At 37.6% G+C, this 26,316-nt stretch carries 25 protein-coding genes; 22 read left to right on the forward strand and 3 right to left on the reverse strand.

What is annotated here, in order from left to right; genetic code table 11:
* Positions 1–15 precede the first annotated feature (15 nt).
* The 3 genes from KFZ58_RS08290 (at position 16) to coaD (ending at position 2,007) form a co-directional block, all read left to right on the forward strand.
* Positions 16–291, forward strand: a complete 276-nt coding sequence (locus tag KFZ58_RS08290) for a YlbG family protein (RefSeq protein WP_235794329.1) — start codon at positions 16–18, stop codon at positions 289–291.
* A gap of 660 nt (positions 292–951) precedes the next feature.
* Positions 952–1,506: a 16S rRNA (guanine(966)-N(2))-methyltransferase RsmD gene (gene rsmD, locus KFZ58_RS08295; RefSeq protein WP_235794330.1), complete on the forward strand. Its 555-nt coding sequence runs from the start codon at positions 952–954 to the stop codon at positions 1,504–1,506.
* 18 nt (positions 1,507–1,524) lie between these two features.
* Positions 1,525–2,007, forward strand: coding sequence for a pantetheine-phosphate adenylyltransferase (coaD, locus tag KFZ58_RS08300; protein ID WP_235794331.1), 483 nt, complete (start codon positions 1,525–1,527; stop codon positions 2,005–2,007).
* Between the two features lie 28 nt (positions 2,008–2,035).
* Here the strand turns inward: coaD and spoVV are convergent, their stop codons facing one another.
* Positions 2,036–3,256 (reverse strand): dipicolinic acid transporter SpoVV, encoded by a 1,221-nt coding sequence (spoVV, locus tag KFZ58_RS08305; RefSeq protein WP_235794332.1) that lies wholly within the window; start codon positions 3,254–3,256, stop codon positions 2,036–2,038.
* Positions 3,257–3,477: 221 nt separating this feature from the next.
* Here spoVV and KFZ58_RS08310 point away from each other — a divergent pair, with 221 nt between their 5' ends.
* Positions 3,478–4,500 carry a SepM family pheromone-processing serine protease gene (locus KFZ58_RS08310; protein ID WP_235794333.1) on the forward strand — a complete coding sequence of 341 codons (1,023 nt, stop codon included), beginning with the start codon at positions 3,478–3,480 and terminating at the stop codon, positions 4,498–4,500.
* 39 nt (positions 4,501–4,539) lie between these two features.
* Here the strand turns inward: KFZ58_RS08310 and KFZ58_RS08315 are convergent, their stop codons facing one another.
* Entirely contained in the window at positions 4,540–5,751 is a 1,212-nt protein-coding gene (locus tag KFZ58_RS08315) for a nucleotidyltransferase (protein ID WP_235794334.1), read from the reverse strand.
* A 187-nt stretch (positions 5,752–5,938) separates the two neighbouring features.
* Between KFZ58_RS08315 and KFZ58_RS08320 the strand changes: the two genes are divergently transcribed.
* From KFZ58_RS08320 to KFZ58_RS08335, 4 genes are all read left to right on the forward strand, one after another.
* On the forward strand, positions 5,939–6,466 hold the full coding sequence (locus KFZ58_RS08320) for a YceD family protein (RefSeq protein ID WP_235794335.1): 528 nt from the start codon (positions 5,939–5,941) through the stop codon (positions 6,464–6,466).
* 44 nt (positions 6,467–6,510) lie between these two features.
* A complete protein-coding gene (gene rpmF / locus KFZ58_RS08325; protein ID WP_235794336.1) occupies positions 6,511–6,684 on the forward strand; it encodes a 50S ribosomal protein L32 in 174 nt (57 codons plus the stop codon).
* Between the two features lie 81 nt (positions 6,685–6,765).
* Positions 6,766–7,530 (forward strand): enoyl-CoA hydratase/isomerase family protein, encoded by a 765-nt coding sequence (locus KFZ58_RS08330; protein ID WP_235794337.1) that lies wholly within the window; start codon positions 6,766–6,768, stop codon positions 7,528–7,530.
* 64 nt (positions 7,531–7,594) lie between these two features.
* Positions 7,595–8,077, forward strand: a complete 483-nt coding sequence (locus tag KFZ58_RS08335; RefSeq protein ID WP_235794338.1) for an RsfA family transcriptional regulator — start codon at positions 7,595–7,597, stop codon at positions 8,075–8,077.
* 82 nt (positions 8,078–8,159) lie between these two features.
* On the opposite strand, the gene KFZ58_RS08340 is transcribed toward KFZ58_RS08335, so the two are convergent.
* A complete protein-coding gene (locus KFZ58_RS08340; RefSeq protein WP_235794339.1) occupies positions 8,160–8,639 on the reverse strand; it encodes an N-acetyltransferase in 480 nt (159 codons plus the stop codon).
* A 212-nt stretch (positions 8,640–8,851) separates the two neighbouring features.
* Here KFZ58_RS08340 and KFZ58_RS19355 point away from each other — a divergent pair, with 212 nt between their 5' ends.
* From KFZ58_RS19355 to ftsA, 14 genes are all read left to right on the forward strand, one after another.
* Positions 8,852–9,232 carry a DUF3397 domain-containing protein gene (locus KFZ58_RS19355; RefSeq protein ID WP_370642473.1) on the forward strand — a complete coding sequence of 127 codons (381 nt, stop codon included), beginning with the start codon at positions 8,852–8,854 and terminating at the stop codon, positions 9,230–9,232.
* A gap of 91 nt (positions 9,233–9,323) precedes the next feature.
* Positions 9,324–10,943 (forward strand): bacillithiol biosynthesis cysteine-adding enzyme BshC, encoded by a 1,620-nt coding sequence (gene bshC, locus KFZ58_RS08345; RefSeq protein WP_235794340.1) that lies wholly within the window; start codon positions 9,324–9,326, stop codon positions 10,941–10,943.
* 203 nt (positions 10,944–11,146) lie between these two features.
* Positions 11,147–11,578, forward strand: a complete 432-nt coding sequence (gene mraZ, locus KFZ58_RS08350; RefSeq protein WP_235794704.1) for a division/cell wall cluster transcriptional repressor MraZ — start codon at positions 11,147–11,149, stop codon at positions 11,576–11,578.
* Positions 11,579–11,634: 56 nt separating this feature from the next.
* The gene (gene rsmH, locus KFZ58_RS08355) at positions 11,635–12,612 is read left to right on the forward strand and encodes a 16S rRNA (cytosine(1402)-N(4))-methyltransferase RsmH (protein WP_235794341.1); all 978 of its coding nucleotides are present in this window, start codon (positions 11,635–11,637) and stop codon (positions 12,610–12,612) included.
* Positions 12,612–12,986 (forward strand): cell division protein FtsL, encoded by a 375-nt coding sequence (gene ftsL, locus KFZ58_RS08360; protein ID WP_235794342.1) that lies wholly within the window; start codon positions 12,612–12,614, stop codon positions 12,984–12,986. The genes rsmH and ftsL overlap by 1 nt, the downstream gene beginning before the upstream one ends.
* Positions 12,987–13,003: 17 nt before the next feature.
* Positions 13,004–15,196, forward strand: a complete 2,193-nt coding sequence (locus KFZ58_RS08365) for a PASTA domain-containing penicillin-binding protein (protein ID WP_235794343.1) — start codon at positions 13,004–13,006, stop codon at positions 15,194–15,196.
* Between the two features lie 96 nt (positions 15,197–15,292).
* Complete coding sequence (locus KFZ58_RS08370) at positions 15,293–17,230, forward strand: stage V sporulation protein D (RefSeq protein WP_235794344.1); 1,938 nt, start codon at positions 15,293–15,295, stop codon at positions 17,228–17,230.
* A gap of 117 nt (positions 17,231–17,347) precedes the next feature.
* The gene (locus tag KFZ58_RS08375; protein ID WP_235794345.1) at positions 17,348–18,823 is read left to right on the forward strand and encodes a UDP-N-acetylmuramoyl-L-alanyl-D-glutamate--2,6-diaminopimelate ligase; all 1,476 of its coding nucleotides are present in this window, start codon (positions 17,348–17,350) and stop codon (positions 18,821–18,823) included.
* A 2-nt stretch (positions 18,824–18,825) separates the two neighbouring features.
* Positions 18,826–20,187, forward strand: coding sequence for a UDP-N-acetylmuramoyl-tripeptide--D-alanyl-D-alanine ligase (locus tag KFZ58_RS08380; RefSeq protein WP_235794346.1), 1,362 nt, complete (start codon positions 18,826–18,828; stop codon positions 20,185–20,187).
* Positions 20,188–20,244: 57 nt separating this feature from the next.
* Entirely contained in the window at positions 20,245–21,210 is a 966-nt protein-coding gene (gene mraY / locus KFZ58_RS08385; RefSeq protein WP_370642499.1) for a phospho-N-acetylmuramoyl-pentapeptide-transferase, read from the forward strand.
* On the forward strand, positions 21,207–22,556 hold the full coding sequence (gene murD, locus KFZ58_RS08390) for a UDP-N-acetylmuramoyl-L-alanine--D-glutamate ligase (protein WP_235794348.1): 1,350 nt from the start codon (positions 21,207–21,209) through the stop codon (positions 22,554–22,556). Before mraY ends, murD begins: the two co-directional genes overlap by 4 nt.
* 78 nt (positions 22,557–22,634) lie before the next feature.
* Positions 22,635–23,747, forward strand: coding sequence for a stage V sporulation protein E (spoVE, locus tag KFZ58_RS08395; protein WP_370642474.1), 1,113 nt, complete (start codon positions 22,635–22,637; stop codon positions 23,745–23,747).
* Between the two features lie 190 nt (positions 23,748–23,937).
* Positions 23,938–24,717, forward strand: a complete 780-nt coding sequence (locus KFZ58_RS08400; RefSeq protein ID WP_235794349.1) for a cell division protein FtsQ/DivIB — start codon at positions 23,938–23,940, stop codon at positions 24,715–24,717.
* Positions 24,718–24,970: 253 nt separating this feature from the next.
* Complete coding sequence (gene ftsA / locus KFZ58_RS08405) at positions 24,971–26,251, forward strand: cell division protein FtsA (RefSeq protein ID WP_235794350.1); 1,281 nt, start codon at positions 24,971–24,973, stop codon at positions 26,249–26,251.
* Positions 26,252–26,316: the final 65 nt, after the last annotated feature.

Consider the following 26,316-nt stretch of genomic DNA (forward strand, 5'->3'; position numbering starts at 1 on the left):
TAGTGAGGACATACTATGAGAGTGAATCGGCAAGGAATTATCGTTTGGTTTCAACATATGAAAAATATAAAGCAAATTAAACGATATGGAAATCTGATTTATACATCCAAAAAATTAAAATATGCTGTAATCTATGTTGATCAATCTGAACTGGAAACTATAGAGCAAAAATTACTGAAGCTTTCATTTATTTCCAAAGTAGATCGGTCGTATAAGCCCTTTCTCCAAACAAATTTTGAAAACACAAAACCGGATAAGGCAAAACAATATGATTATAAAATGGGTATTTAAAAACCTTGCGAATCTTGTGTTCGCAAGGTTTTTTAGCATGGTTTTTTCTGAAAGAAGGGGACTGCACCAAAGGTCCGTCCCACCGAAAACATTTGTTGCTTTTGGCACAAAAGATATAAAAGACGATATAGTGAAAATTTCATTTCATGGGAATCCCCCGCAGGACTATTCTAAGGAAGGCCGACTAAAACCGTCCATTGCGGACAACTCGGCATACCCCTTGCCGGGCAAGGAGGCTTAGGCCGTGCCCTAAGGTGCGCAACGGTCCGGAGCGATCCCGGACGGCCGATTATAGCAGATACTTATAGCAAACGGTAATTACGTCGTCTTTAAGTATCAACTGCAAAGCTTTAAAAACAATAATAGTTACGAAAATGGCCTTTAGCAAAAAAATAATCCTGCAGAAATTACATCTGCAGGACCCTTTTATAAAAACAAAAGGCAAAGGGAGAGGAGAAACCGGAGGAAGAACTTATGGGGAAGTTTAAGTCTTCTCCGAGTTTTGAAACAACCAAGCTAACAATTAGTTGCCTCATTAGGTAAGTATGTACAATGAAAAAAATAATATACGTTGTATGCTATTTTTTTATCAATTTACTACCTAATTTAGCTGTTTTTATGGTAGGATTAATGTCGAATAGTGTATATTGGGGTGGGCTGATGCGTGTAATTTCAGGACTATATAAGGGTAGACGATTAAAAGCTGTTCCGGGAAAATCTACAAGACCTACAACAGATAAGGTGAAAGAGGCCTTGTTCCAGGTTATCGGTCCATATTTTCAAGGTGGAGCTGTAATGGATTTATTTGCAGGTAGCGGTTCATTGGGCATTGAGGCAATGAGTAGAGGGATGGATCAAGCGATTTTTGTTGATAAGCATCCAAAAGCGATACATACTATTCATGCGAATGTAGAAGCATTGAAACTAGAGGAACAAACGGAGGTATTTAAAGTAGATGCATTTCGCGCACTGCGTGCCGTGGCCAAAAGAGGCTTACAATTTGAACTCATTTTATTTGACCCGCCGTACAAGACAGTAAATTATGAGACGTATTTAAATGAGATTGTTCAACTCCAATTACTAAAAAAAGGTGGATTCATCTATTGTGAGCATGATGTTTCTGAAAACCTACCAAAGAGCCATGACTATTTTTCTGTAATGAAACAAGAGAATTATGGCGGGATGATCGGAATTACCATTTATGAAAAGATTTAAGGAAGGGAGCACTCATCCATGAGCAAATTAGCGATTTGTCCAGGGAGTTTTGATCCGATTACACTTGGACATTTAGATATTATTCAGCGTGGCGCTAAGATTTTTGGGCACGTAGAAGTGACGGTTTTTAATAATCAATCGAAAGCCCCTTTATTCTCGGTTGAAGAGAGAATTAAACTTATAGAAGAAGCTACAAATGACCTGCCAAATGTTACGGTAGATTCTTCTGATTATTTACTAATGGATTATGCTACTGAAAAAAAAGCAGATGCCATCATAAGAGGTCTGCGGGCTGTCAGTGATTTTGAATATGAACTGCAACTAACTTCCATGAATAAAAAGCTTAATCCAGAAATTGAGACATTTTATATGATGACAAATAATCAGTATTCATTCTTGAGCTCCAGTATTATTAAAGAGGCAGCAAAATATAATGCTAATGTTTCCGATCTTGTTCCGGGTGTTGTGGAAAAGGCTTTAAAGAAAAAGTTCAATAATTAATTTGGGGGGAAGATGCATGCATAATGTTCTATGCAGCATCTTTCTTTATACTTCTTCTATAAATGATACATACAGCTATTCCCAAAAAGCTGATTGTAACTAATGGGCCTACTTGGTTTAACATATCTAAGATAGTGACCCAGAAGTTTTGGCCTACCTCCTGGGAGACAGGTACGTCATTCATTTCAAAGGCTTGTTTATCCAAATACAACGGTTTATACAAAATAATTGTTAATATGCTAGCAATGATGCCATGTAAAAATCGTGCAAAAAAATACGGGGCGAAGCGTATATCCGTTTTAGCTAATATGCTTGCAACTTGTGCTTGAACGGAAAAGCCATTAAAGCCTAAGATAAAACTTATAAGGATTGCTACCTGCAGAAATGTATCTGTTGTTAGTTGAGACAGGGCCTGTGCGCCGATGGTTATCTCAAACAGTCCTGATAAAAAGGGCAGCGCTGATTCAACAGGCAATGTGAATATATGAAATATTTGTCCAAGACCAGCAGCAATGGTAGAAGATATACCAATTAAGAATAGTAATTTCGTAATTACAGAAAAAAGAACTATAAACCCGCCCACCATCACGAGCGTCTTAATAGAATTCAAGATAGCGTCTCCGATGATTTCGCCTAACGGACGCTCATCGTTTAATCGTGTTCGATGCATCTCTTTAAAAGCTCGACCAATGGATACTTTATTTTTCCCCATTATAAGCTTGATGTGCTTGTCTTCTTTGTTTCGGTAAAACCGCATACAGATCCCTACAATCGCATTACCTACATAATGGCATGTCGCAAGTAAAACACCCAATTTAGCATCATGAAAAAAACCAATTGATACTGCCCCGAAGATAAATAATGGGCTCGAGGCATTTGTAAAAGAAACAAGGCGTTCCGCTTCTATCTGTGAGAGTTGTTCTTTTTCACGGAGTCTAGCGGCGATTTTGGCCCCGGTTGGATAACCGCTTGACATACCCATCATCCACCCGAAGCTTCCCACACCAGGAACATTAAACAACGGTCGCATAATGGGTTCAAATAATACCCCGATAAATTTAACTACACCAAACCCTGTCAATAATTCAGCAGTAATGAAAAAAGGTAGCAAGGACGGAAAAACGCTTTCCCACCATATGTTTAATCCGCGGATACTGGCCTCCAATGCCTGATCAGGAAACTTTAGTAAAGCAATAGCAAAAAAGCTTGTAACACCCGATAAGAGTATCGTTTTCAATATTTGTTTCAATAGTAAAGCCTCCTAGTGAATGACCCTTGCTCTGTACATCTTAAGTAGATAGTAGTAGAATAATTTTATCTTGTTATAGTAAATATAGATGTGTTTTTTTTGTTTTTGTACAACTCTCTATAAATATACGCACATACACATCCTATTTATGCCATACACTTTTTTTACAGCTGTATTATTTACACGTAATCAGCGTTGGATATGGAAGGGGCCCCTTACTTATGAAATTCACAAAAAAACATATAATTTCCTTGATAGTTGTCGTTATCGTGGCTTATTTTCTTGCTGCATACCAGCTTGACTATTATATTCAAAAACCTGGTGCAGCAGATGCATTGAACCCTATTGTTGAAGTGGAGGATGGCCACGGGAGTGAAGGGGACATGCATCTTGTCACAATCAGTGGTGGGCAGGCGACTCCTGTCCAATATATTTGGGCGATGATTCTTCCACACAGTGAGATCGTACCACTTGATCATGTTCGCCCTGAAGGTATTACGGAAGATGAATATATGCAAGCTCAACTCCAAATGATGGAAAGCTCGCAGGAAGCTTCGACAGTTGTTGCTTATGAAGCGGCGAATGAGGATATTACGATTGATTATAATGGTATCTACGTTGTTTCCGTAGTGGAGGGAATGCCTGCCGATGGCAAGCTTCAAATGGGTGATCGTATCATTGGAATAGACGGTACAGATATAAATGAAGCAGATGATTTGATTAGCTATGTTGAAAATAAAGACGCGAATGATACGATAACACTTGAAATTGTACGCGACGAAGAAAGACTAACAGAGGATATTACATTAGAAGAATTTAGTGATTCAGGTAATAAAGTTGGAATTGGAATCAGCTTAGTAACAGATCGGAGCGTTACCGTTGACCCTGAAGTGAACTTCTCCAGTGGCAACATTGGTGGACCGAGTGCAGGGTTAATGTTTTCATTGGAAATATACGATCAGCTGACAGAAACCGACATAACGAAAGGTTATCAAATCGCTGGTACGGGCGAGGTTGACTATGACGGGAATGTGCTCAGAATAGGTGGGATTGATAAAAAAATTGTTGCTGCTAACCGAGAAGGTGTTGATATTTTCTTTGCACCAAATGAAAATGGTGCCGAAGATTCCAACTATCAATTGGCTCTAGAAACGGCTGAAGAGATTGATGCAGATATGAAAATTATTCCAGTAGACACCTTTAGTGATGCATTGACCTATTTACAAGAGATAGAAAGCAAATAACTAGATAAAGACAGACCTTAAAGATTCGAAGGTCTGTCTTTATATGCCTATTGGTGGTTGTATTTCCTGTTTGCGTAGCTGATTTTTTTGTCTTGGCGGTAAAATGCTGTAATACGCATTGCTGACTTTTTCTTCAAAAGCTAGCATTGGATCAATATTTCGGCTTAATTTGCTCACAATAGGGATATCCAGCTGTTTTCTAATCTGGTTTATATAGGACCTGCCTGTTTGATTTAATCCAAGTAACCGTATGTAGGGTACGGAAGACGAAGCTAGCATCTCTTTCATATCAATTTTGGTGGTATTTGTTAAAATATGAACAAACATACGTTGTAGCCTTGTCCACGTATATCTTTTTGTTTTAATTGCTTCGATCCATGTCATAAATGATGTTGCATCTTTTGCTGTTTTTTTAATGCGATATTCCAGACCTTCATCAACCCCGTTAATTGCGGCAAGTTCATTCAGTGTCATTGTCATCACACGGTAATGAACCAACGGGAAATATTCCTCCCATGTATGCCACGTAGTAGCCTCACTTTTATATTGTTCGAGTTGCCGATATGTTTCTGCAGGAATTGATTCAGCAATTTTTGGTGTTATACCGCCATTTTCAAATAATGCATTACGGATACTTGTAGCACTTGCAATAGAGCTAGTGATCGTTTGATCATGATAGCCGCTGTTTGTTCGCTGTATGGTTAATGGTTGAATTGGCAGGTTGTTTTCCAGAATTGTTTTAACATAGCTGAAGCCGAGTATATTGTTTGGTTTTGCCAAATCTATCGTACCGGTTGTTAAGCCGATTTGCTGATAGGCAAACTTGCTTGCTTCTGGAAAAGATACGCCTTGATCCAGCTGAGATTTAAGTTTCTTTTTATAAACAGTTTCTTTTCCTTTAAAGGTTTTATAACTTGTTATAAAATGAGAGATATCACCAGATTCACTGCCAAAGTTAATACTGGAAACACCTATTTCGTGTAATGTATGAACAGAACCCGCTGCAAATAGATCACTGCTTTGAACAGCATAGGGGGATGGTAATTCCAAAACGATGTCTACACCTGATTGCAGTGCAGCACGCGTGCGATGAAATTTATCAATGATTGCCGGCTCACCTCTTTGCAGAAAGGACCCGCTCATAACAGCAATCATGCAGTCAGCTCCGGAAGTTTCTTTTGCTTCCTGGACATGATATTGATGCCCATTATGAAAAGGGTTGTATTCAACGATTAGACCACATGCCTTCATGGTTTCATCTCCTATAAATAAGATGGTAATTATTGTATCAAAAAAAACCGATGTATGCACTTTTACACAATTAAAAAATAGGGTTACTGCTGCAGAGAACGGGAAGGCTATCCGTATCTAAAGAAATATCTTGACAAAACTCTACTTTTCTTTTAGAATAACTCTTGTTGCCTTGAGGTGATTACAAATGAAATTTATTTTAGGTCAAATTAGAAAAGATGCTAATCATGAGCCTTATCCTTTTGATGATAAGGTAGATGTTTCTGAACTGGAAACAATGAAAAATGATATACGTGAAATTAAACCTGTTCGAGTTCATGGTAGATATATCTATCAGGGCGAGCAAATCATTTTTTCATTTACTATTGTGGGAGAAATGATTTTACCATGTGCCCGTACATTGGTGGATGTACCCTATCCTTTTGAGATAAAAGCGGATGAGGTGTTTTCAACATCACCATACTATGGGGAAGAAGAAGAGGAAAGTGAAATTCATCCAGTAGATGGAGAAATAATTGACTTGACCCCATATATAAAAGAAAATATTTTATTGGAAGTTCCATTTCGAGTATTTTCAAAAGGTGATCAGGAAAAAGCCCCTGTGAAAGGGCAAGGATGGGAATTTGTTTCACAGAAATCAGATGAAAAGAAGATAGATCCACGTTTAAAAAAGCTGGAGTCTTTACTTAAAGATGATGATAAAAAGCAACAGTAAAGATTCGGATTCTAAGCTCTCGTGATATGAAGGAGGTGTAAGTCATGGCAGTACCAAAAAGAAGAACTTCTAAAAAGGTAAAAAATCAACGCCGTACGCATAAAAAATTACACGTACCTGGCATGGTAGAGTGTTCCAATTGTGGTGAATTAGCAAAACCGCATCATGTTTGTAAATCATGTGGACATTATGATGGTAAGGAAGTTGTAAGCAGCTAATGGAATTTTATATTTCACAGACAGGTCACTATAAGGTGATCTGTTTTTTTATCCATTATAGAATGAAGGGTGGGACTTTAATTGAGTAAAACGATTACATACCACAAATCTTCAGCAGGTTACGGAGAAATTTGTTTAAATAGACCCGAAAAACATAACGCAATATCTGAAGAAATGGTTGATGAATTAAAAAGTAGTCTGGACACAGCTAAACAGGATTCTATCACGTTTTTAGTTATAACCGGAGCGGGTGAAAAAATATTCTCCGCCGGTGGTGATCTAAATTATTTACATGGAAATCTAACATCAGATGAAGCTTTTACACATTTATACCCGATGAAAGAAGTTCTCTATGAAATTGTATCATTTCCTGTTCCTACAATCTGCCTGTTAAATGGAGATGCTTGGGGTGGAGGTTGTGAAATTGCAACTGCTTGTGATATTCGAATTTCAAGAGAGACAAGCAGGTTTGGTTTTGTGCAAACTAAACTTGGAATTATTCCCGGATGGGGCGGTGGCGTGCTTTTATATGAAAAAGTCAATCCAAGTTTTGCCTTGCAATGGTTGATGGAGGCGAATGCATTTGATGCAAGTGAGTTAAAAGAACGTGGCTGGCTACAACATATTGTTAGTGCTGAAGTTTGGAATGACCGCGATCAGTTATTACAACCGTATATTCAGAAATCTTATGATCAAATGAAAATAGTAAAGAGCCAATATAAGAAAAAACTATCCAGTCTTGGACTATCTTCTTTAATGAATGAAGAAGTTCGTAATTGTTCTCAACTATGGGATTCAATGGAACATAAAGAGGCTGTCCGGCAATTTTTCGCACGAAAAGCGTAAAGAATTTATTCTATCACTCCTATTTTTTGCATACATTGATAGCAAACGTATAAGGAGGGATGATATGAACGCAACCCGTCAAGATGCTTGGACAAAAGATGAGGATATTATTTTAGCTGAAACTGTATTGCGCCATATCCGGGATGGTAAAACGCAACTAGAAGCGTTTAAAGAAGTGGCAGAACAATTATCACGTACATCAGCTGCATGTGGATTCAGATGGAATGCAACCATTCGCAAAGATTATCAGGACCGCGTTCAACTAGCCAAGGAAGAAAGAAAACAAACTGGCAGGAAAGATATCTGGAGTTTCACAGAACCTAATACACAAGAAAGAGATACAATAGAAACAGCTATTGGATTATTGGAAAAAATAAAATCAAATTATCCTGATGAAAATAATATAATCCAACAAGAACAAGAAAAGATAATGAATCAATTAAAAGAGGAGAATGAACGCCTGAAACAACAACTCCTGCGTTATGATAGTGCCTGGGGTGAGATGGGGAAATTATGGGGCTGGGTAAAGACAAACCAAAAAGAATGAATGTTAGAAAACCTGGTTTTGGCGAAGCTGTACCTGCATAGAAAAGACATGAATGAGAATGAACATTCATGTCTCGTTCTTTTTAATGGATTTCTTGTTCTTGAACACCTTCCGGGAGCCAAATTAAGGGATTTTCACCCAGGTCTCTCTCCATATCATAATGTGCTTTTTGAAAGCCCATTTTCTCCCAGAAACCATGAGAGTTAATTCGAGGGTTTGTTTTAATAGGTAAATTATTGGCTTTAGCAAAATCAACCAATGCTTTTCCGTACCCCTTTCCTTGGTAGCTAGGCAATACCTCTAGTTTCCATAACGTTAAATAGTCTTGAGGTGGCTCGAAATAAGCGTCATATTTTGCTGTAACCCTATACAAACTCATTCTAGCTACAAGATTATTACCATAGTAAATTCCGAAAAATGGAGATTCACTGTCATTTTCCACGATATTATTTTGCAAGTCCTCTATCATGGATAATTCCTGATTTCCGTATTCTTTGAAGTGCTTAAATTCTTCCAATGTTTTATAATTTATTAAAAGCTTCTCGATTTTTACATTTGTCATGGTAACCCTTCCCCCTTTGATGTCAGAATTATCTCTAAGACTTATTATAATATAAATAAGAGCAGAATGAAATAAAAGAACCAATAATTATAAAAATAAAAGCCAAAAGGGTAATCTGTTTGGTACAATATAACAACTGGACATAACCGAAAAAGGCGAGAGGTAATGAATATTATAAAAGCATTCGAAATGAAGAAAGGAATTAACTAGTGATGGTTGATTTTATTATATATTTCATAGCATTTTTTATAACTGTTCCCATCTTAGCCACTTGGATTGTATATAAAATATCCTTGAGATTATATGATCATCAATGGAAGGCGATCCGCATTTCCGTTAACTGGACAACTATTTTATATATGATAGCTGTCCTGATACTTTTATCCGACATTTTTGACCAGCAATTTATTGGAATTATGCTAGTTTTGCTTTTAAGTATGCTCGCCGGAATCATAATTCTGCAATGGAAGGCGAGAACCGAAGTAGTACTGACAAAAGCATTTAAAACACTCTGGCGGCTGTGCTTCTTAATTTTCCTGTTTTTATACATCTGTTTAGTATTGATAGGGGTTATACAGCGAATTTTTTTCTAATAGAAGCCTCCTAAAACAGATTAAATGAAATTCATGTTGGTTTTATGTACAATACATGGTGGACATTATGAATAGAAGGAGCATGAGATCTATGCAGATCGACCCGATACAGTTACATAGACAAAGTCAATTTATTTATGATTATCGAAACAAAAGTGATCAAATGAAACAATTTTTTGATTACATGCCTTTTGAAAGCGGCGAGCAGCGAGTCAAAGACTTGAAAAATCGCTCCTTTGACCGTGTGGGTTTAGCAAACGTATTACGTATGATTAATAAACAATGGGAAGCTCCTGATTCAACCTATCATAATATAGAACGATTAAAAGAGGATAACAGTGTTGTTGTTATTGGTGGACAACAGGCTGGGTTAATGACAGGGCCGATGTATACGATTAATAAAATTATTTCAATCATCCAATTTGCCAAACAACAGGAAGCTGATTTAAACATCCCTGTTATACCCGTTTTCTGGATTGCTGGAGAGGATCATGATTTAGATGAAATCAATCATATATACTTACCGAATCAGGCGCAAATGAAAAAACACAAACTTCTTCAACGCGGATTTGAAAAACACTCTGTATCACATATCCATATGGACGAGTCAGAGAGTAATGCATGGTTAAATAAACTATTTGAGCAATTAACAGAAACGCAATATACGAAAGATTTATATGAAACGGTTAAAGGATGTCTGGATAAATCTACTACCTATGTGGATTTTTTTGCACGTGTTATTTATCAATTATTTACCGAGGAAGGTTTAGTGTTAATTGATTCCGCAGATCCGAAAGTCCGTCAATTAGAAAGTAGTTATTTTATTCAATTAATTGAAAACCAGCCTGAGATAAGCGAAGGCGTGTATGCTGCTTTTTCACAATTACAGCAAAAAGGCTACTCCCTATCGCTTGACGTGGATTCTACTGACGGGCATCTTTTTTATCATAAAAATAATGAACGAATATTGCTTATGCGCAGTGATAATGGGGAATGGATAGGGAAGCAAAATGAAGTCCGTCTTACAACAGAGGAATTAATAACTACTGCAAGGGCCCATCCCGAATGCTTGAGTAATAATGTAGTAACCCGCCCTTTGATGCAGGAATTGTTATTTCCTTCATTAGCTTTCATAGGTGGACCGGGAGAAATTAGCTATTGGGCTGCATTAAAGCCTGCTTTTCACGCTTTAAATATGAAAATGCCTCCTTTGTTACCAAGGCTTTCGATTACATATATCGATAGAAATCTGGAAAAGTCCTTAAAGAGATTTGACATTAGTGCTACAGATGCTGTCAACCAAGGTGTGGAAGATATAAAAGATAATTGGCTCACGTCAAAGAGTAATCCACCGGTCGAGCAGGTAGTAAATGAAATCAAAGTTGCTGTGGATAAAGCACATGCACCCTTGAGGGATATAGCCAGGGATATCCGCTCTGATTTGGGCGAGTTAGCTGATAAAAATTTATCTTATCTTTATAGTGATATTGAATATCTAGAAGATCGAATCAGGAAAGCACTTCAAGAAAAATACGCAAAGGAATTATACGAATTCGATCATATTAATAATGTGTTACAGCCGCGTGGTGGCTTGCAGGAACGTATTTGGAACCCCCTACCCTTAATTAATGCGTATGGGACTGATTTTATAAAAAAGATGACTAATGCACCCTGTTCATTTGAACATGACCATTACCTTGTTTATATATAAGAGATTGCTTAAAAGCACCCACTTTCCACCACAATTTAATAAATCAATTGAAAAAGCTGTCTTTCATTGATAAGGCAGCTTTTTTTATGTTTAAAAAAGAGATTGAGATAAATGGTTTATAATGGATTTCATTTTTTTTGAAATTATGGTGGTGAATAGTGGGGGAATGTGGTAACATAAAATTAGAAAGTGGGGCGGACTATATGTTCATGGGTGAATTCCAACACAACTTTGATACAAAAGGTAGAATCATTGTCCCTTCCAAGTTTCGTGAAGAACTTGGTGCGTCTTTTGTTGTGACCCGTGGACTTGATAAATGTCTGTTCGCTTATCCGATGAATGAATGGAAAATACTAGAGGAAAAACTTAAAAAACTACCGTTAACAAAAAAAGATGCCAGGGCATTCACACGGTTCTTCTTTTCCGGAGCAGTAGAATGCGAAGTGGATAAACAGGGAAGAATAAACATTCCACAATCTCTTAGAAATTACGCTGCATTAGACAAAGAATGTGTAGTAATAGGTGTATCTAATCGAATTGAATTCTGGGCTAGTGAGAATTGGGAAGATTACTTTAATGATTCTGAGGAATCTTTCGCTGAGATCGCTGAAAACTTAATGGACTTTGATATTTGAAGAGAGGTAGCAACGCTAGTGTAGTGGATAGGAAGTTATTAGAAGAAGGTGTATGGATGTTTGAACATTATAGTGTATTGAGAGATGAATCGATTCAAGGACTGGACATTAAGCCAAGTGGTACATACGTAGATTGTACATTAGGTGGTGGCGGTCACTCTGAACAAATTGCCAGTCAACTGGATGAAAGTGGTTTGCTTGTCGCGTTTGACCAGGATTTGGAGGCGTTAGATGCAGCCAAAAAAAGGTTAGAGCCATATCAAGATCGTATCGTTTTTGTCCACGCTAATTTTCGGAGTCTCAAAGAACAGTTGGACAAGCATCATATTAATCATGTAGACGGAATTTTATTTGATCTTGGTGTATCCTCACCTCAGCTGGACAAAGGAATGAGAGGCTTTAGCTATCAATATGATGCAAAGCTTGATATGCGAATGAATCAGGTTCAGGAGCTTACTGCTTTTGAGGCCGTAAACAACTGGTCCTATAATGATTTGGTATCCATTTTTTTCAAATATGGGGAAGAAAAATTTTCGAAACAAATAGCACGAAAGATAGAAGCATACAGGAAGACAGAACAAATCCAAACCACACATCAATTAGTGGAGATCATTAAGGATGCTATACCAGCTCCGGCCCGAAGGAAAGGTGGTCATCCTGCAAAACGTATTTTTCAAGCATTACGTATTGCAGTGAATGACGAGCTGAACGCATTCAATGATGCACTCCATCAAGCTGCAAAGGCAATTGATATTAATGGACGAATCGTCGTTATTACATTCCACTCACTTGAAGATAGACTGTGTAAACAAGCGTTTAAAAAGTGGAGTACGCCAAAGGAGATGCCGAGAAATTTGCCGGTAATCCCGAAAGATCATGAAGCTCCATTTAAACTAATTACCAGAAAGCCAATTGTGGCAGGTAACGATGAGTTGGAAACGAATCGAAGGTCAAGGTCGGCAAAATTGCGTATTAGTGAAAAAGTCAATGTTTGGAATGAAGAATTTACCTATGGGGAAGGGTGGAAAAAATAATGAGCGTAAATCAAGCTAGAAGTTGGGAACAGACAAGGCCAATAGAAACACCAAATAAAGAACGGCAGGTTGCTGTTAAAGTCCGAAAACAGGGATGGATAACCAAAGGTGAAAAAATTATATATTCTCTTACAGCTACCTGTTTAATTGTTGCAGGAATAGCTATGGTTTCCTTCTCATCATCCACAGATACATTAAACAGGGAAATGCAGTCACTGGAACAAACCGTACAAAGTCAGCAAGTGACAAATGAAGCCCTTCTATTTGAGGTGAAAGAATTAAGTAGACCTGAGAGAATTACACAAATTGCAAAAGAAAATGGATTAAAAATACAAGATGCGGAAGTGAAGCAAGCAAACGCATTAACGAATTAAATCAAGGGGAACATGTTATGAGAAAAAACAAAACAACCCACCTCATGGCAGGAATTTTAATCATATTCTTTGTTGCCGTCTTTTTAGTTCTAACAGGCAGGTTCTTGTATATACAGGCAACTGGTGAAGTTAATGATGTTTCATTAGAGGATTGGGCTGATGAAAAGCGCACATCTGCTTATCCGTTAGAAGCAGAACGAGGTCAAATTTTTGATAAAAATGGAATGACCTTAGCCTATGACAGACCAACTTTTCGCATATACGCAATTGTTGATGAAGCTTATTCAAGTGATTTAGAAGATCCGGATCATGTAACGGATCCTGAAAAAACAGCCGAAATGCTAGCACCCAAACTAGAAATGGAAGAAAATGAAATTTTAGATCGGTTGCAAAGCGGTATAGAAGGGGATCAGTTTCAAGTAGAGTTTGGTAATGCCGGAAAGGAACTTTCTCAGCAAGAAAGAGATGAAATTGCGGAACTGGATTTACCGGGAATTAATTTTGAAAAAGAAGCGATTCGCTATTATCCAAACGGAATGTTTGCATCCCATATTATTGGATTTGCCAGAGATTCTGAAAGGGAAACAGATGAAGGAGAAACCGTGAGAGAAATCACCGGTGAAGTGGGCATGGAAAAAGAAATGAACGATTTATTAAGCGGCCAGGATGGTTTCATATCTTATCATCGTGACAAGTATAATAAAAAGCTATTGGATCCAAACGAAGTAATCCAAAAGCCTGAAGACGGTGATGATGTTTATTTGACAATTGATCAAAAGATACAAACCTTACTGGAGGATACGTTGTCCCAAGTAGAGCAAGATTATGATCCAGAGCGTATGACAGCTGTTGTGATGGATCCGAAAACGGGAGAAATCGTAGCAATGAGTAATCGGCCAAGTTATAATCCAAATAATCCGGCAAATGTAGAAAACTGGTATAATGATGTCATTTCAAACCCATTTGAGCCCGGGTCCACTGTTAAAATGTTTACATGGGCTGCTGCAATCGAGGAAGGCGTATATAATGGGGATGAGGAATTTGAATCAGGTACGTATCGCGCTAATGAAAAAATAGCTCCGATTCATGATCACAACAACGGAGAAGGCTGGGGAAGCATTTCTTATGATGAAGGATTTAGACGTTCATCAAACGTAGCTGCAGCTAAATTACTCTGGGAGAAGCTCGGAGCGGAAACGTACTTAGAGTATTTAGAAGCATTTGATATGGATAAAGAGACAGGTATTGATTTGCCTGGTGAAGTCCCAGGTGAAATACTATATAATTGGCCACTGGAAAAAATCACGACTTCTTTTGGTCAAGGTAGTACCGTAACACCAATTCAACAAATGAAAGCTGCAACAGCAATTGCAAATGACGGAAAAATGCTTCAACCATATGTCATTCAGGAAGTAGTAGACTCATCAACGGGAGAAGTTATTAAAGAAAAATCACCGAATGTTGTAGGTGAGCCAATTTCTAAAGAAACCTCCGACCAGGTTAGAAGCTTGCTTGATTCTGCTGTGAATGGAGAAGATGCAACAGGTGCAAAGTATAAGTTAGATGACTATACAGTCGGTGGGAAAACAGGTACGGCACAGATGCCTAACCCAAATGGGGGAGGTTATGCAAATGGGCGTGAAAATCACATATTTTCGTTTTTGGGGATGGCTCCAGTTGATGATCCACAGCTAATGATGTATGTATCAGTCAAACAACCTGAACTGGAAATTGATGAGTCGGGTTCTGATCCTGTTGCATTTGTATTTAATAATGTCATGGAAAATAGTTTGCACTATTTGAATATTGATCCTGACAAAGAGGAAGACCAATCCGTCCAGAATATTACCTTACCAAAACTCATAGGGACGAATTCATCACAAACCGAAGAAGAGTTAAATGATCTTGGCTTGAAGGTTACGACAGTAGGTTCAGGCGAAGTGGTAGCTGCCAATGTGCAAGAAGGTGATGAGGTACTTCCAAATGATCCTATTCTTTTAGTTACAGATGAACCGACAATGCCAAATGTAATGGGCTGGTCGTTAAGAGAAGTGCTGGAACTGGCGGATTTAACACAGTTGCAAATTGAAACATTTGGAAATGGTTATGTTGTAACACAAAATATTGAAGAGGGTACCCCGCTTAAAGAAGGCGATTATCTAGGAGTGGAATTAGCCCCACCTAATGAGGATTCAGGTGACAATGAATAAACATGCAGAATAATATAACCAATGATAACAGTGTTCTATTCGGTTTTTTTAGTTCATATAGTGGATACAAGCCTACCTATGAAAAGGGGATGAAGAATGAAACGTGTATCCACTATCACTGTAAAAAAACGAATCGTTACTGTTTTTCTTTTTGGGCTATTATTAATAGGCGTGATCGTTTTTCGGTTGGGGTATGTTCAATTTGTACTTGGCGAAGAATTAATGGAAAAAGCGGATGAATCATGGAGCAGGGATATAACCTTTGAACCTGACCGTGGTAATATACTTGACAGAAATGGAGATGTTTTGGCAGAAAATGTTTCTGCTCCTTCAGTCATGGTGGTACCAAGACAAATAGACAACCCGGAAGAAACTGCTGAACAAATTGCAGACATCTTAGGCTTGTCTGTAGATGAAGCTTACTTGTATCTTACAGAAAACGAGAACATCGTTCGGATTCACCCGGAAGGAAGAAAGATTTCCGAAACCCAGGAAGAAGCACTTCGAACACTTAACATTGATGGACTTTATCTAGCCAAAGATTCAAAGCGTCACTATCCGTATGATGATAATTTAGCACATGTATTAGGATTTACAGGTATTGACAATCAAGGATTGATGGGGTTGGAGCTTTATTACGATGAGAACTTGAGCGGAGAGGAAGGGAGTCTTTCCTATTATTCCGACGCAAAAGGTGGAAGACTGGATCAGCTTGCTGACAGCTATACGTCACCGGAAGATGGTTTAAATTTAAAGACGACAATTGATTCAAAGGTGCAAACCATTATCGAGCGGGAACTTGATTTGGCTGTATCTAAGTACAATCCGGATCAAGCACTTGCTATTGCTGTAGATCCGAAAACAGGCGGGGTATTGGGAATGTCTTCAAGGCCTACATTCAATCCCGAAAACTACCAGGAAGTGGATGCTTCTATATTTGATCGGAATCTGCCTATCTGGAGTACGTATGAACCGGGTTCAACGTTTAAGATTATAACATTAGCCGCAGCTTTAGAAGAAAATGTTGTTGATTTAGAGGAAGATACATTTCATGATGATGGACACATAGATGTAGGAGGAACACATCTGCACTGCTGGAAAAGTGGTGGGCATGGTGAACAGACCTACCTTGAAGTTGTACAAAATTCCTGTAACCCTGGGTTTGTTAATCTAGGGCAGGAATTAGGAACAGAAAAATTATTTACCTACATTGATGACTTCGGATTTGGCCAGGAAACCGGAATTGATTTGCAAGGTGAAGGAACTGGAATACTTTTTGAACCAGCAAATGTAGGTCCTGTGGAGTTGGGTACGACATCTTTTGGCCAGGGGGTGTCCGTTACGCCGATTCAACAAGTTATGGCAGTAGCCGCCACTATAAATGGAGGGTACTTATACGAGCCTCATATCGCTAAGGAATGGGTTGATCCGCAAACGGAAGAAACGGTAGAGGAATTTGAACCTGAGGTGAAAGATAGGGTGATCTCAGAATCTACGTCAGAAGAAATTCGTTATGCATTAGAAAGTGTTGTTGCACAAGGGACAGGTAGACCCGCATATGTTGAAGGGTACAGAGTTGGTGGAAAAACAGGAACCGCACAAAAAGTAGGTCCTGATGGAAGTTATATGGAAAATAACTATATTGTATCATTTATGGGATTTGCTCCGGCAGATGATCCGGAAATAGTTGTATATGTCGCTATCGATAATCCCAAAGATACGATTCAGTTCGGCGGAGTAGTAGCTGCTCCGATAGCCGGTACAATTATAGGTGATAGCTTACGAGCATTAGAAGTTGAACCACGAACGAGTGGGCCGGATAAGGACGTTCAATGGCCGGAACAACCAAAAGTAGAGGTTCCCGATTTGCTCGGACTATCCAAGGATGAGTTAACTGAATATATGACAAATTTATCCATTGAGACAAATGGATCGGGTGATTATATCATTGATCAAGCGCCAAGCCCTGGAACCCAAGTGGAAGAAGGTTCAACAATGAGAATTTTCTTATCTGATGAAAATGATCGTGAATGATGTAAAAGTTTGCTATAATATATAGGGAAAATAAGAGGGTGGCTCCTTCCACCCTCTTATCAAATGGAGTTAACACGAATACATATGTTGGATATTCTTATAGATAGGATGTTGTTAATGAAATTAACAGAAATGCTTTCAAGCATACCGTTCTATGAAACTGCATCATTTATCGAGGAAATTGATATTCATGATATTGAAATTGATTCAAGAAAAGTTAAACCAGGAAGCCTTTTTGTATGTATAAATGGTTTCACTGTTGATGGTCATAATTATGTAAAGCAAGCCATTGATAATGGTGCAGTTGTGATTATTACCGAAAAAAAAGTGACTTCCTCCGTGCCGATTGTGACTGTTTCGGATACTATCAGAACCTTAGCAATACTTGCAGTTAAATTTTATAACAATCCAACAAGCAAAATCCCTCTTATAGGAGTAACCGGTACAAATGGAAAAACTACTGTAACTTATTTATTGGAGACCATTTTTCAGCACAATAAGAAAAAGACGGGCGTAATTGGTACCATACAAATGAAAATAGGGGAGAAAACGTATCCGATTGATAATACGACACCAAATTCTCTCCTATTACAAAAGTCATTCCAGAAAATGCTTGATCAGAATGTGGAGCAAGCTATTATGGAAGTTTCCTCCCATGCGCTTGATATTGGCAGAGTTTATGGCTGTGATTATGATGTTGCCGTTTTTACGAATCTGTCTCAAGACCACCTAGACTATCATAAAAATATAGATGATTATTTACGTGCAAAAAGTCTTTTGTTTGCTCAATTAGGGAATACCTATAGTGAAGGTGATCCAAAATTTGCCGTTATTAATGAGGATGATCCTTCAAGCACATATATGAAACAAAGTACAGCACAGCATGTTATAACATATGGTTGCCAGAATGATGCTAAGGTAATGGCTAAAGATATCAAACTGGATGCTAAAGGAACGTTTTTTAGACTGAAGACACCCGTAGGAACAGTTAGTATTAACAGCAATCTGATCGGAATGTTTAATATTTATAATATGTTAGCAGCCAGTACAGCTGCAATTGCATGGAATGTACCTTTACATGTCATTAAACATGCACTTGAAAGTATACTTGGGGTAGACGGAAGATTTGAACCGGTTACTACCGATCAATCATATGCCGTCATCGTGGATTATGCACATACACCGGATTCTCTGGAAAATGTATTACAAACAGCGAAAGGATTCGCACAGAAAAAAGTATACGTCGTGGTTGGATGTGGCGGCAATCGTGATCGAGCAAAACGACCACTTATGGCGGGTATTGCTTTAAACTATGCAGATCATGTAATATTTACATCAGATAATCCACGTTCAGAAGACCCGCGTGTTATATTAAATGATATGACTGCCGGTTTAGAGAAAAGCAGACAAAAATATGAAGTAATTATTGATCGGAAAAAGGCGATTTACCAGGCGATAGAACATGCTCAGGATGAAGATATTATATTAATCGCAGGTAAAGGTCATGAAACCTACCAGGAAGTCGGGTCTGTAAAATATAACTTCGATGACCGAAAAGTTGCCAAAGAAGCGATCCAAGCTAAGGAGAAATAATAATGTTATTTACTACAGAATGGTTATCCAATCTATTCACTGACTTTAGTGGAAGAGTTGACGAACCAATTATCATAGAAAAAGTATTTACCGATAGTCGTGTTAAGGCGACGAAGGCATTATTCATACCGATCGTTGGGGAAAATTTTGATGGGCATGATTATATCAAACAAGCTTTTGAAAATGGTGCTGCAGCTATTTTATGGAATCGTGAAAAAAATCTGCCGGAAATTCTACCAACAGATTTTCCGGTGTTCTTTGTAGATAATACGGTAGAAGCGCTGCAGCAGCTTGCTGCCCATTATAGAAATGAAATTAATCCGACTGTAATTGGAATCACTGGATCCAATGGAAAAACAACGACAAAGGATCTTGTGGCAACAATGGTAAAGACATTATACCGAACCCATCATACGGATGGTAATTACAATAATCATATCGGGTTGCCATTAACCATCCTATCCATGTCAAGAGATACGGAAGTGTTAGTACTGGAAATGGGGATGAGTGACTTTGGAGAAATAGATTTATTATCCAGGATTGCCAGACCGGATCACGTCATTATTACGAATATAGGTGAGTCCCATATTGAATACTTAGGTTCTCGCGAAGGTATAGCAGAAGCCAAGCTAGAAATCACAAATGGCATGAAGAAAAATGGAATGATTATCATTGATGGGGATGAGGAGTTATTAAATCAGGTTCACACTAAAAATAGCATCACATGCGGTTTTCATGAGCGTAATGATATTGTGATTAAAAATGTTGAAATCATGCCCGGTCAAACAAATTTCCAATTAGGAGACGGCGTTAGCTATACGATTCCGCTATTAGGGAGGCATCATGCATTAAATGCAACTTTTGCGATAGCACTTGGAGAGCGGATGGGAATTGACATAGAAAAAAGAAGACAGGCTTTGCTTTCTTTAGAGCTAACAGGAATGCGTTTTGAAATGGTGAAAGGAATAAATGACGTATCGATTATTAATGATGCCTATAATGCTTCACCTACTTCGATGAAAGCTGCAATTGAGGTGGTGAAACGAATGGAGGGTTTCACTGAAAAGGTGCTTATTCTTGGGGATATCCTGGAATTAGGCGATTATTCTAAAGTTATGCATCAATCTGTAGCAACTGTAATTAATGATCCGATCACGGTGGTATTCACATATGGAAATGAATCAAAACATATAACTACTGCCGTTGAAGAAAATAATAAATCTATTTACTGCATGCATTTTACAGTAAAAGAAGAACTAATACATGCATTACAACCTTATTTGCAAGGAAGAGCATTACTTTTATTTAAGGCTTCAAGAGGCTTACAATTTGAATCATTTATCAATGAAATTACACATCCATAAGCTTTATGGACGGTTATTGTACAAGGAGGATACAAAGTGAATATATCTATATTATTGATGACAATTGCTATAGCATTTTTAATTACCGTCCTTTTGTCTCCAATATTTATCCCTTTTTTAAGACGTTTAAAGTTCGGACAAAGCATTAGAGAAGAAGGCCCGCAGTCACATTTGAAAAAGACTGGTACCCCTACAATGGGTGGTCTCATCATTGTTGTCGGCATTATCATTACGTCAATTATAATGGTAAGCAAAGCATCAGCAAATGGGATTGGCTATGAGCTTTGGTTATTATTATTAGTTTTGGTTGGTTATGGGTTTTTAGGGTTTCTTGATGATTTTATTAAAGTGGCAATGAAACGAAATTTAGGATTAACATCGAAACAAAAACTGTTTGGACAGGTTGTTATTGCACTTGTATTTTATTTTATCCTGCAAAGTCAGGGTTTTCCTACTTATATTCAACTACCCGGAACTGAAATTCAATGGGAACTCGGGTGGGTCTATGCGCTACTAATTATCGTGATGCTGGTTGGCTCATCAAATGCAGTTAATTTAACGGATGGGCTGGACGGATTATTAGCCGGAACTGCTGCTATTGCCTTTGGAGCTTTCGGTATTTTAGCATGGTTCGGTTTCGCATCATCTGAAGTCACCATCTTTGCTTTAGCTGCTGTTGGTGCATTGCTTGGATTTCTCGTATTTAATGCACACCCTGCGAAGGTGTTTATGGGAGATACCGGTTCGCTGGCATTAGGTGGGTCTATAGCTGCAATAGCTATTTTAACAAAACTGGAAATTATTTTAGTGATTATTGGCGGAGTGTTCGTCATGGAAACACTCTCTGTCATTATTCAAGTTATTTCATTTAAAACAACAGGTAAAAGGGTGTTTAAAATGAGTCCCTTGCATCATCATTATGAATTAAAAGGCTGGTCTGAATGGCGGGTAGTGACAACATTCTGGTTAATTGGACTTGTTTTTGCCGCTCTTGGCATCTATATTGAGGTGGGCTTAGGTTGAAAAAATTAACGGATTTTAATTATACGCATGTACTCGTCCTAGGAATGGCAAAGAGTGGAACAGCAGCTACTAAACTTCTATTGGCGAGTGGAATAGACGTAAGAGTAAATGACATGAAGGCTAGTGAAGATGATGAAATTGTTCGAACATTAACATCAATGGGGGCAGAAGTAATCGTTGGCTCCCATCCGCTGTCTGTTCTAGATGATATTGAAGTGATTGTAAAAAACCCAGGCATACCATATGAAAATACGATTATAGAGGAAGCCCAAAATAGAAATATCCCAATTATTACAGAAATCGAGCTTGCCGGTAGATTAGTTGAAGAGTCTATAGTAGGAATTACCGGTTCCAATGGAAAGACAACAACGACAACACTCACCGAAGCAATGTTAGCTAGCAGTAATCAACCTGTAAAAGTGGCCGGTAATATTGGCACGGTAGCTACTGATATTGCTGGGTCTCTAGCTGAAGATGAAAGACTTGTTCTAGAGCTTTCTTCCTTTCAATTACTGGGAATAGAGAAATTTAAGCCTAAAATCGCAATTTTATTAAATATATATGAAGCGCATATAGATTATCATAAAACATTTGAAAACTATAAAAACGCAAAATATGCTATTTTCAAGAATCAAACGAGTGAGGATTATCTGATCTATAATGCAGATGATCCCAATTTGATTGATGCAGTAAAACATGCAAAATCCATAAAAGTTCCATTTTCGGTGAATAGAAAACTCGAGGGCGGGGCCTGGATTGATGAAGAGAGTATTTACTTTAAAGATGAAAAAATAATCGATCGAAAAATGATTGTACTGGTCGGTATACATAACCTGGAAAACATCCTAGCCTCTGTTGCGGCTGCTAAGTTAAGTGGGGCTTCGAATGAAGGTATACAGAAAGTACTAACAACGTTTTCGGGTGTAAAGCACCGATTGCAATATGTTGATAAGGTGAATGGCCGTTTTTTTTACAATGATTCTAAGGCAACAAATATATTAGCAACACAAAAAGCACTATCCTCTTTTGAGCAGCCCATAATTTTATTAGCAGGGGGACTCGATCGCGGAAATGAATTTACTGACCTAATTCCTTTTCTCAAAAATGTTAAAGTAATGGTAGTGTTTGGGGAAACTGCCGATAAACTTAAAAGTTTAGCTGAAGACGCAGGCATCCCAGTGGTTTTGAAGGTAACGGATGTGATGAATGCAACAGAGAAGGCATATCAGGTCTCAGAAGAAGGAGATGTGATTCTATTATCACCCGCCTGTGCGAGCTGGGATCAGTACAGGACATTTGAAGAGAGAGGTGACATGTTTATACAAGCTGTGCATACATTAGTGTAGGGGGCTTGTTTTAAACAGTCATGAATATATTCACGTGTAAAAGGCCCCTCTTCCAAAATATGGAAAAGGGGTGTTTTTTTGTTTCAACGAATATTTAAAGATCAGAGTAAGCCTGATTATACATTGTTAGCAGTCGTTTTTACTTTGTTAATTATAGGTATTATTATGGTCTACAGTGCTTCCTATGTTTGGTCAGAATATAAGTTTGCTGATTCATTGTATTATGTGAAAAGACAATTGCTCTTTGCAAGTGCAGGTGTGATTGCAATGTTCTTTTTCATGCTCATTCCATATAACACATGGAAAAATTATGCCAAAGTTATATTGGTAGGTTGTTTTATATTATTATTTCTTGTGTTGATACCAGGTATTGGGATGGTCCGTGGAGGAGCACAGAGCTGGATAGGTGTTGGTGCGTTTAGTATTCAGCCTTCTGAATTTATGAAACTGGGATTAATTTTCTTCTTAGCGGCATATTTAGCTAAGGGTCAAAAGTATATTACTTCGTTTAAAAAAGGGTTTTTCCCTTCTATTATACTTGTATTTACTGCATTTGGATTAATTATGCTACAGCCAGATCTTGGAACAGGGATGGTACTCGTTCTTACATGTATGCTCATGATTTTCGTTGCAGGGGCAAGGCTATCCCATTTTATTGGACTAGCTGCTTTAGGGCTTGCAGGATTTGTATTTCTTATTATTTCAGCACCATATCGGATCAGTCGAATTACGGCTTATCTAAATCCATGGGAGGATCCTTTGGGAGATGGATTCCAAATAATTCAGTCCCTCTATTCCATAGGGCCAGGTGGTTTAATGGGTGTTGGTTTAGGGGAAAGTCTACAGAAGTATTTTTATTTACCTGAACCACAGACGGATTTTATATTTGCGATATTGGGTGAGGAGCTTGGTTTTATTGGCGGAACGATTGTCATTGGACTATTCCTTTTGTTGCTATGGCGTGGTATTAAAATTTCCCTGGAAGCACCTGATCTGTTTGGACGCTTTCTTGCACTTGGTATTGTATCCATGTTGATCATTCAGGTCATGATAAATATTAGTGTTGTTATTGGCTTGATTCCAGTAACTGGAATTACATTGCCATTTTTAAGTTATGGTGGTTCATCGTTAACATTAACATTATGTTCGGTAGGTGTTCTCCTAAATATTAGCTATTATTCAAGAATTTAACAAATAATACATCCAAATTTTGCTTTTGTTAGGTGTTTATAAAAATTTCCATTAAAAAACTGAATAAACTAAGCAATGTGTACTACATGTTAGGGTGCATTATATGGTATAATTCATGTAACATAAAAATACGGCATATTTTATGCCGTTTTTATTTCTGATAATATTTTTTACAAGGGAAGAAATGGAGATGAGCAAAAAAAAAGTTGTTTCAATAGAGGATCGCATTCCAAAGTTGAAACAAGCACGTAAAAAAAAGGCAAATCGACGTTTAATATTTTATCTATCTATTTTTTTCGTTTTAATTTCAATTATTGTCTATCTGCAATCACCGTTAAGTCATATTAAAACAATTAATGTAACAGGAAATTCATTTTTGAAAGATGAAGAAGTAATTGAACAAAGTGAATTAACAACCCAAACGAATATTTGGACAATTGACAAGTCAAATATAACAACAACATTAGCGGATAACCCGATCATTGAATCTGCTGAGGTGAAAAGGAATTTTCCATGGGCAGTAGATATTCAACTAACGGAATACGACAGAGTAGGATATGTTAAAGAGGAAAACAGTTTCTATCCAATTTTAGGAAACGGAACAACATTAAATGAAATAGAACAAGAGAGTATCAATGGTGATGCTCCACTGATTGTAGACTTTACGGAAGAGGAATATTTACATAGGATGACTAAGGAACTCCAGGAGTTACCTGAAACTATCTTAAATTTAATTTCCGAAATTCATTGGAAACCAACAGATGAAAATCAGAATGAAATACTGCTTTATATGAATGATGGTTTTCTGGTAAATGGGACAATCAGAAACTTTGCTGATAAAATGCAAGTCTATCCTTCTATTGTTTCTCAATTAGATCCGGAAAGTGAAGGAATTATTCATATTGGTGTTGGTGCTTATTTTGAATCATTTGATGACGAAGGCGAGGAAGAGGAGCAAGAGAATGAATAGGAGACAGTTTCTATGAGAAATGTAGGTAATGAATTTTGTTACGAAAGCCATATATTTAAAAAAGGTAACGAAATTTATAGTAAATATGCAATAAAATAAAGGGAAATGGCTGTTTTGTGTAGAATTACCTATATATATTTTATTTTTTACGTAATTTCCTCTAAAATATTAAATTATAATAGAACCATAGAAATTGTAGTAAAAGATGACATTTGATTTAATCAGATGCCGCTGAATTAGGAGGTGCCTTTCTTTGAATAACAGTGACGTACTAGTTAGTCTTGATATAGGGACAACAAAAATCAAAGTAATTATTGGAGAAGTTTTAAATGATTCACTGAATATTATTGGTGTTGGTACTGCCAAATCTAATGGTATGAAAAAAGGTGCTATTGTTGATATTGACCAAACAGTACACTCGATCAGAAATGCTGTAGAACAGGCAGAGCGTATGGTTGGAATGCAGATTGACAGTGTTGTCGTAGGTATTAATGGGAGCCATATACAATTGCAATCCTGTCACGGGGTGGTAGCTGTTCAAAGTGAAAATCGCGAAATTGGTGATGAGGATATTGCAAGGGTAATTGATGGAGCACAAGTTGTGTCCATACCACCGGAACGGGAAATTATTGATGTTATACCTAAGCAGTTTATCGTTGATGGTTTAGATGAAATCAATGACCCGAGAGGCATGATAGGCGTTCGTTTAGAAATGGAAGGGACGATTATTACTTGTTCTAAAACTGTTTTACATAATACGTTAAAATGTGTTGAACGTGCGAATTTACAAGTGTCCGACATTTGCCTGCAGCCGCTTGCAGCAGGAACTATCGCCTTGTCTGATGACGAGAAGAATATGGGTGTGGCCCTTATTGATGTTGGTGGAGGATGTTCTACTGTTTCCATATTTGAGAATGATCATTTAGCATCTACAAGTGTTGTTAATTTAGGTGGGGATAATATAACAAAAGATTTATCCATCGGCTTAAGAACATCTACGGAAGAAGCAGAGGACATAAAATTAAATTATGGACATGCATTTTATGATACTGCCCGTGAAGATGAAACATTTGAAGCTTCTATTATTGGAAGCAATACGAGACAATCCTATAATCAACTGCAAATATCTGATATGATTGAAGCAAGAATGGAAGAAATTTATGCTTTTGCGGAAAGAGAAATTCGAAGAATGGGCTACCAGGAATTACCTGGTGGATATGTGCTAACAGGTGGAACAATGGCAATGCCGGGTGTTTCCGAGCTTGCACAGGATTTATTTCATTCGAATGTGCGTATTGCCATCCCGGATTACATCGGTGTAAGGGAACCACAGTTTACAGCTGGGGTAGGAATATTGCAATTTGCTTATCGTAATGCGAAAATACAAGGTAAAGAATTATTCCCTTCTGTTATTGAAAATACCAATGAACAGAAACCGAAACGAACCAAAAAACAGTCAAAATCAAATGAACCGAAGGAAAAAAAGAAGAAGGAATCCGGAATTGCTAATTTGTTTAAATATTTCTTTGACTAGATAAGTTTAATTTACAATTATGATGATTCAAATTATGAATTTATCCTTTTGAATCATTCACATAT

The sequence above is a fragment of the Virgibacillus sp. NKC19-16 genome (assembly GCF_021560035.1).
GTDB classification, from domain to species: domain Bacteria; phylum Bacillota; class Bacilli; order Bacillales; family Amphibacillaceae; genus Virgibacillus_L; species Virgibacillus_L salidurans.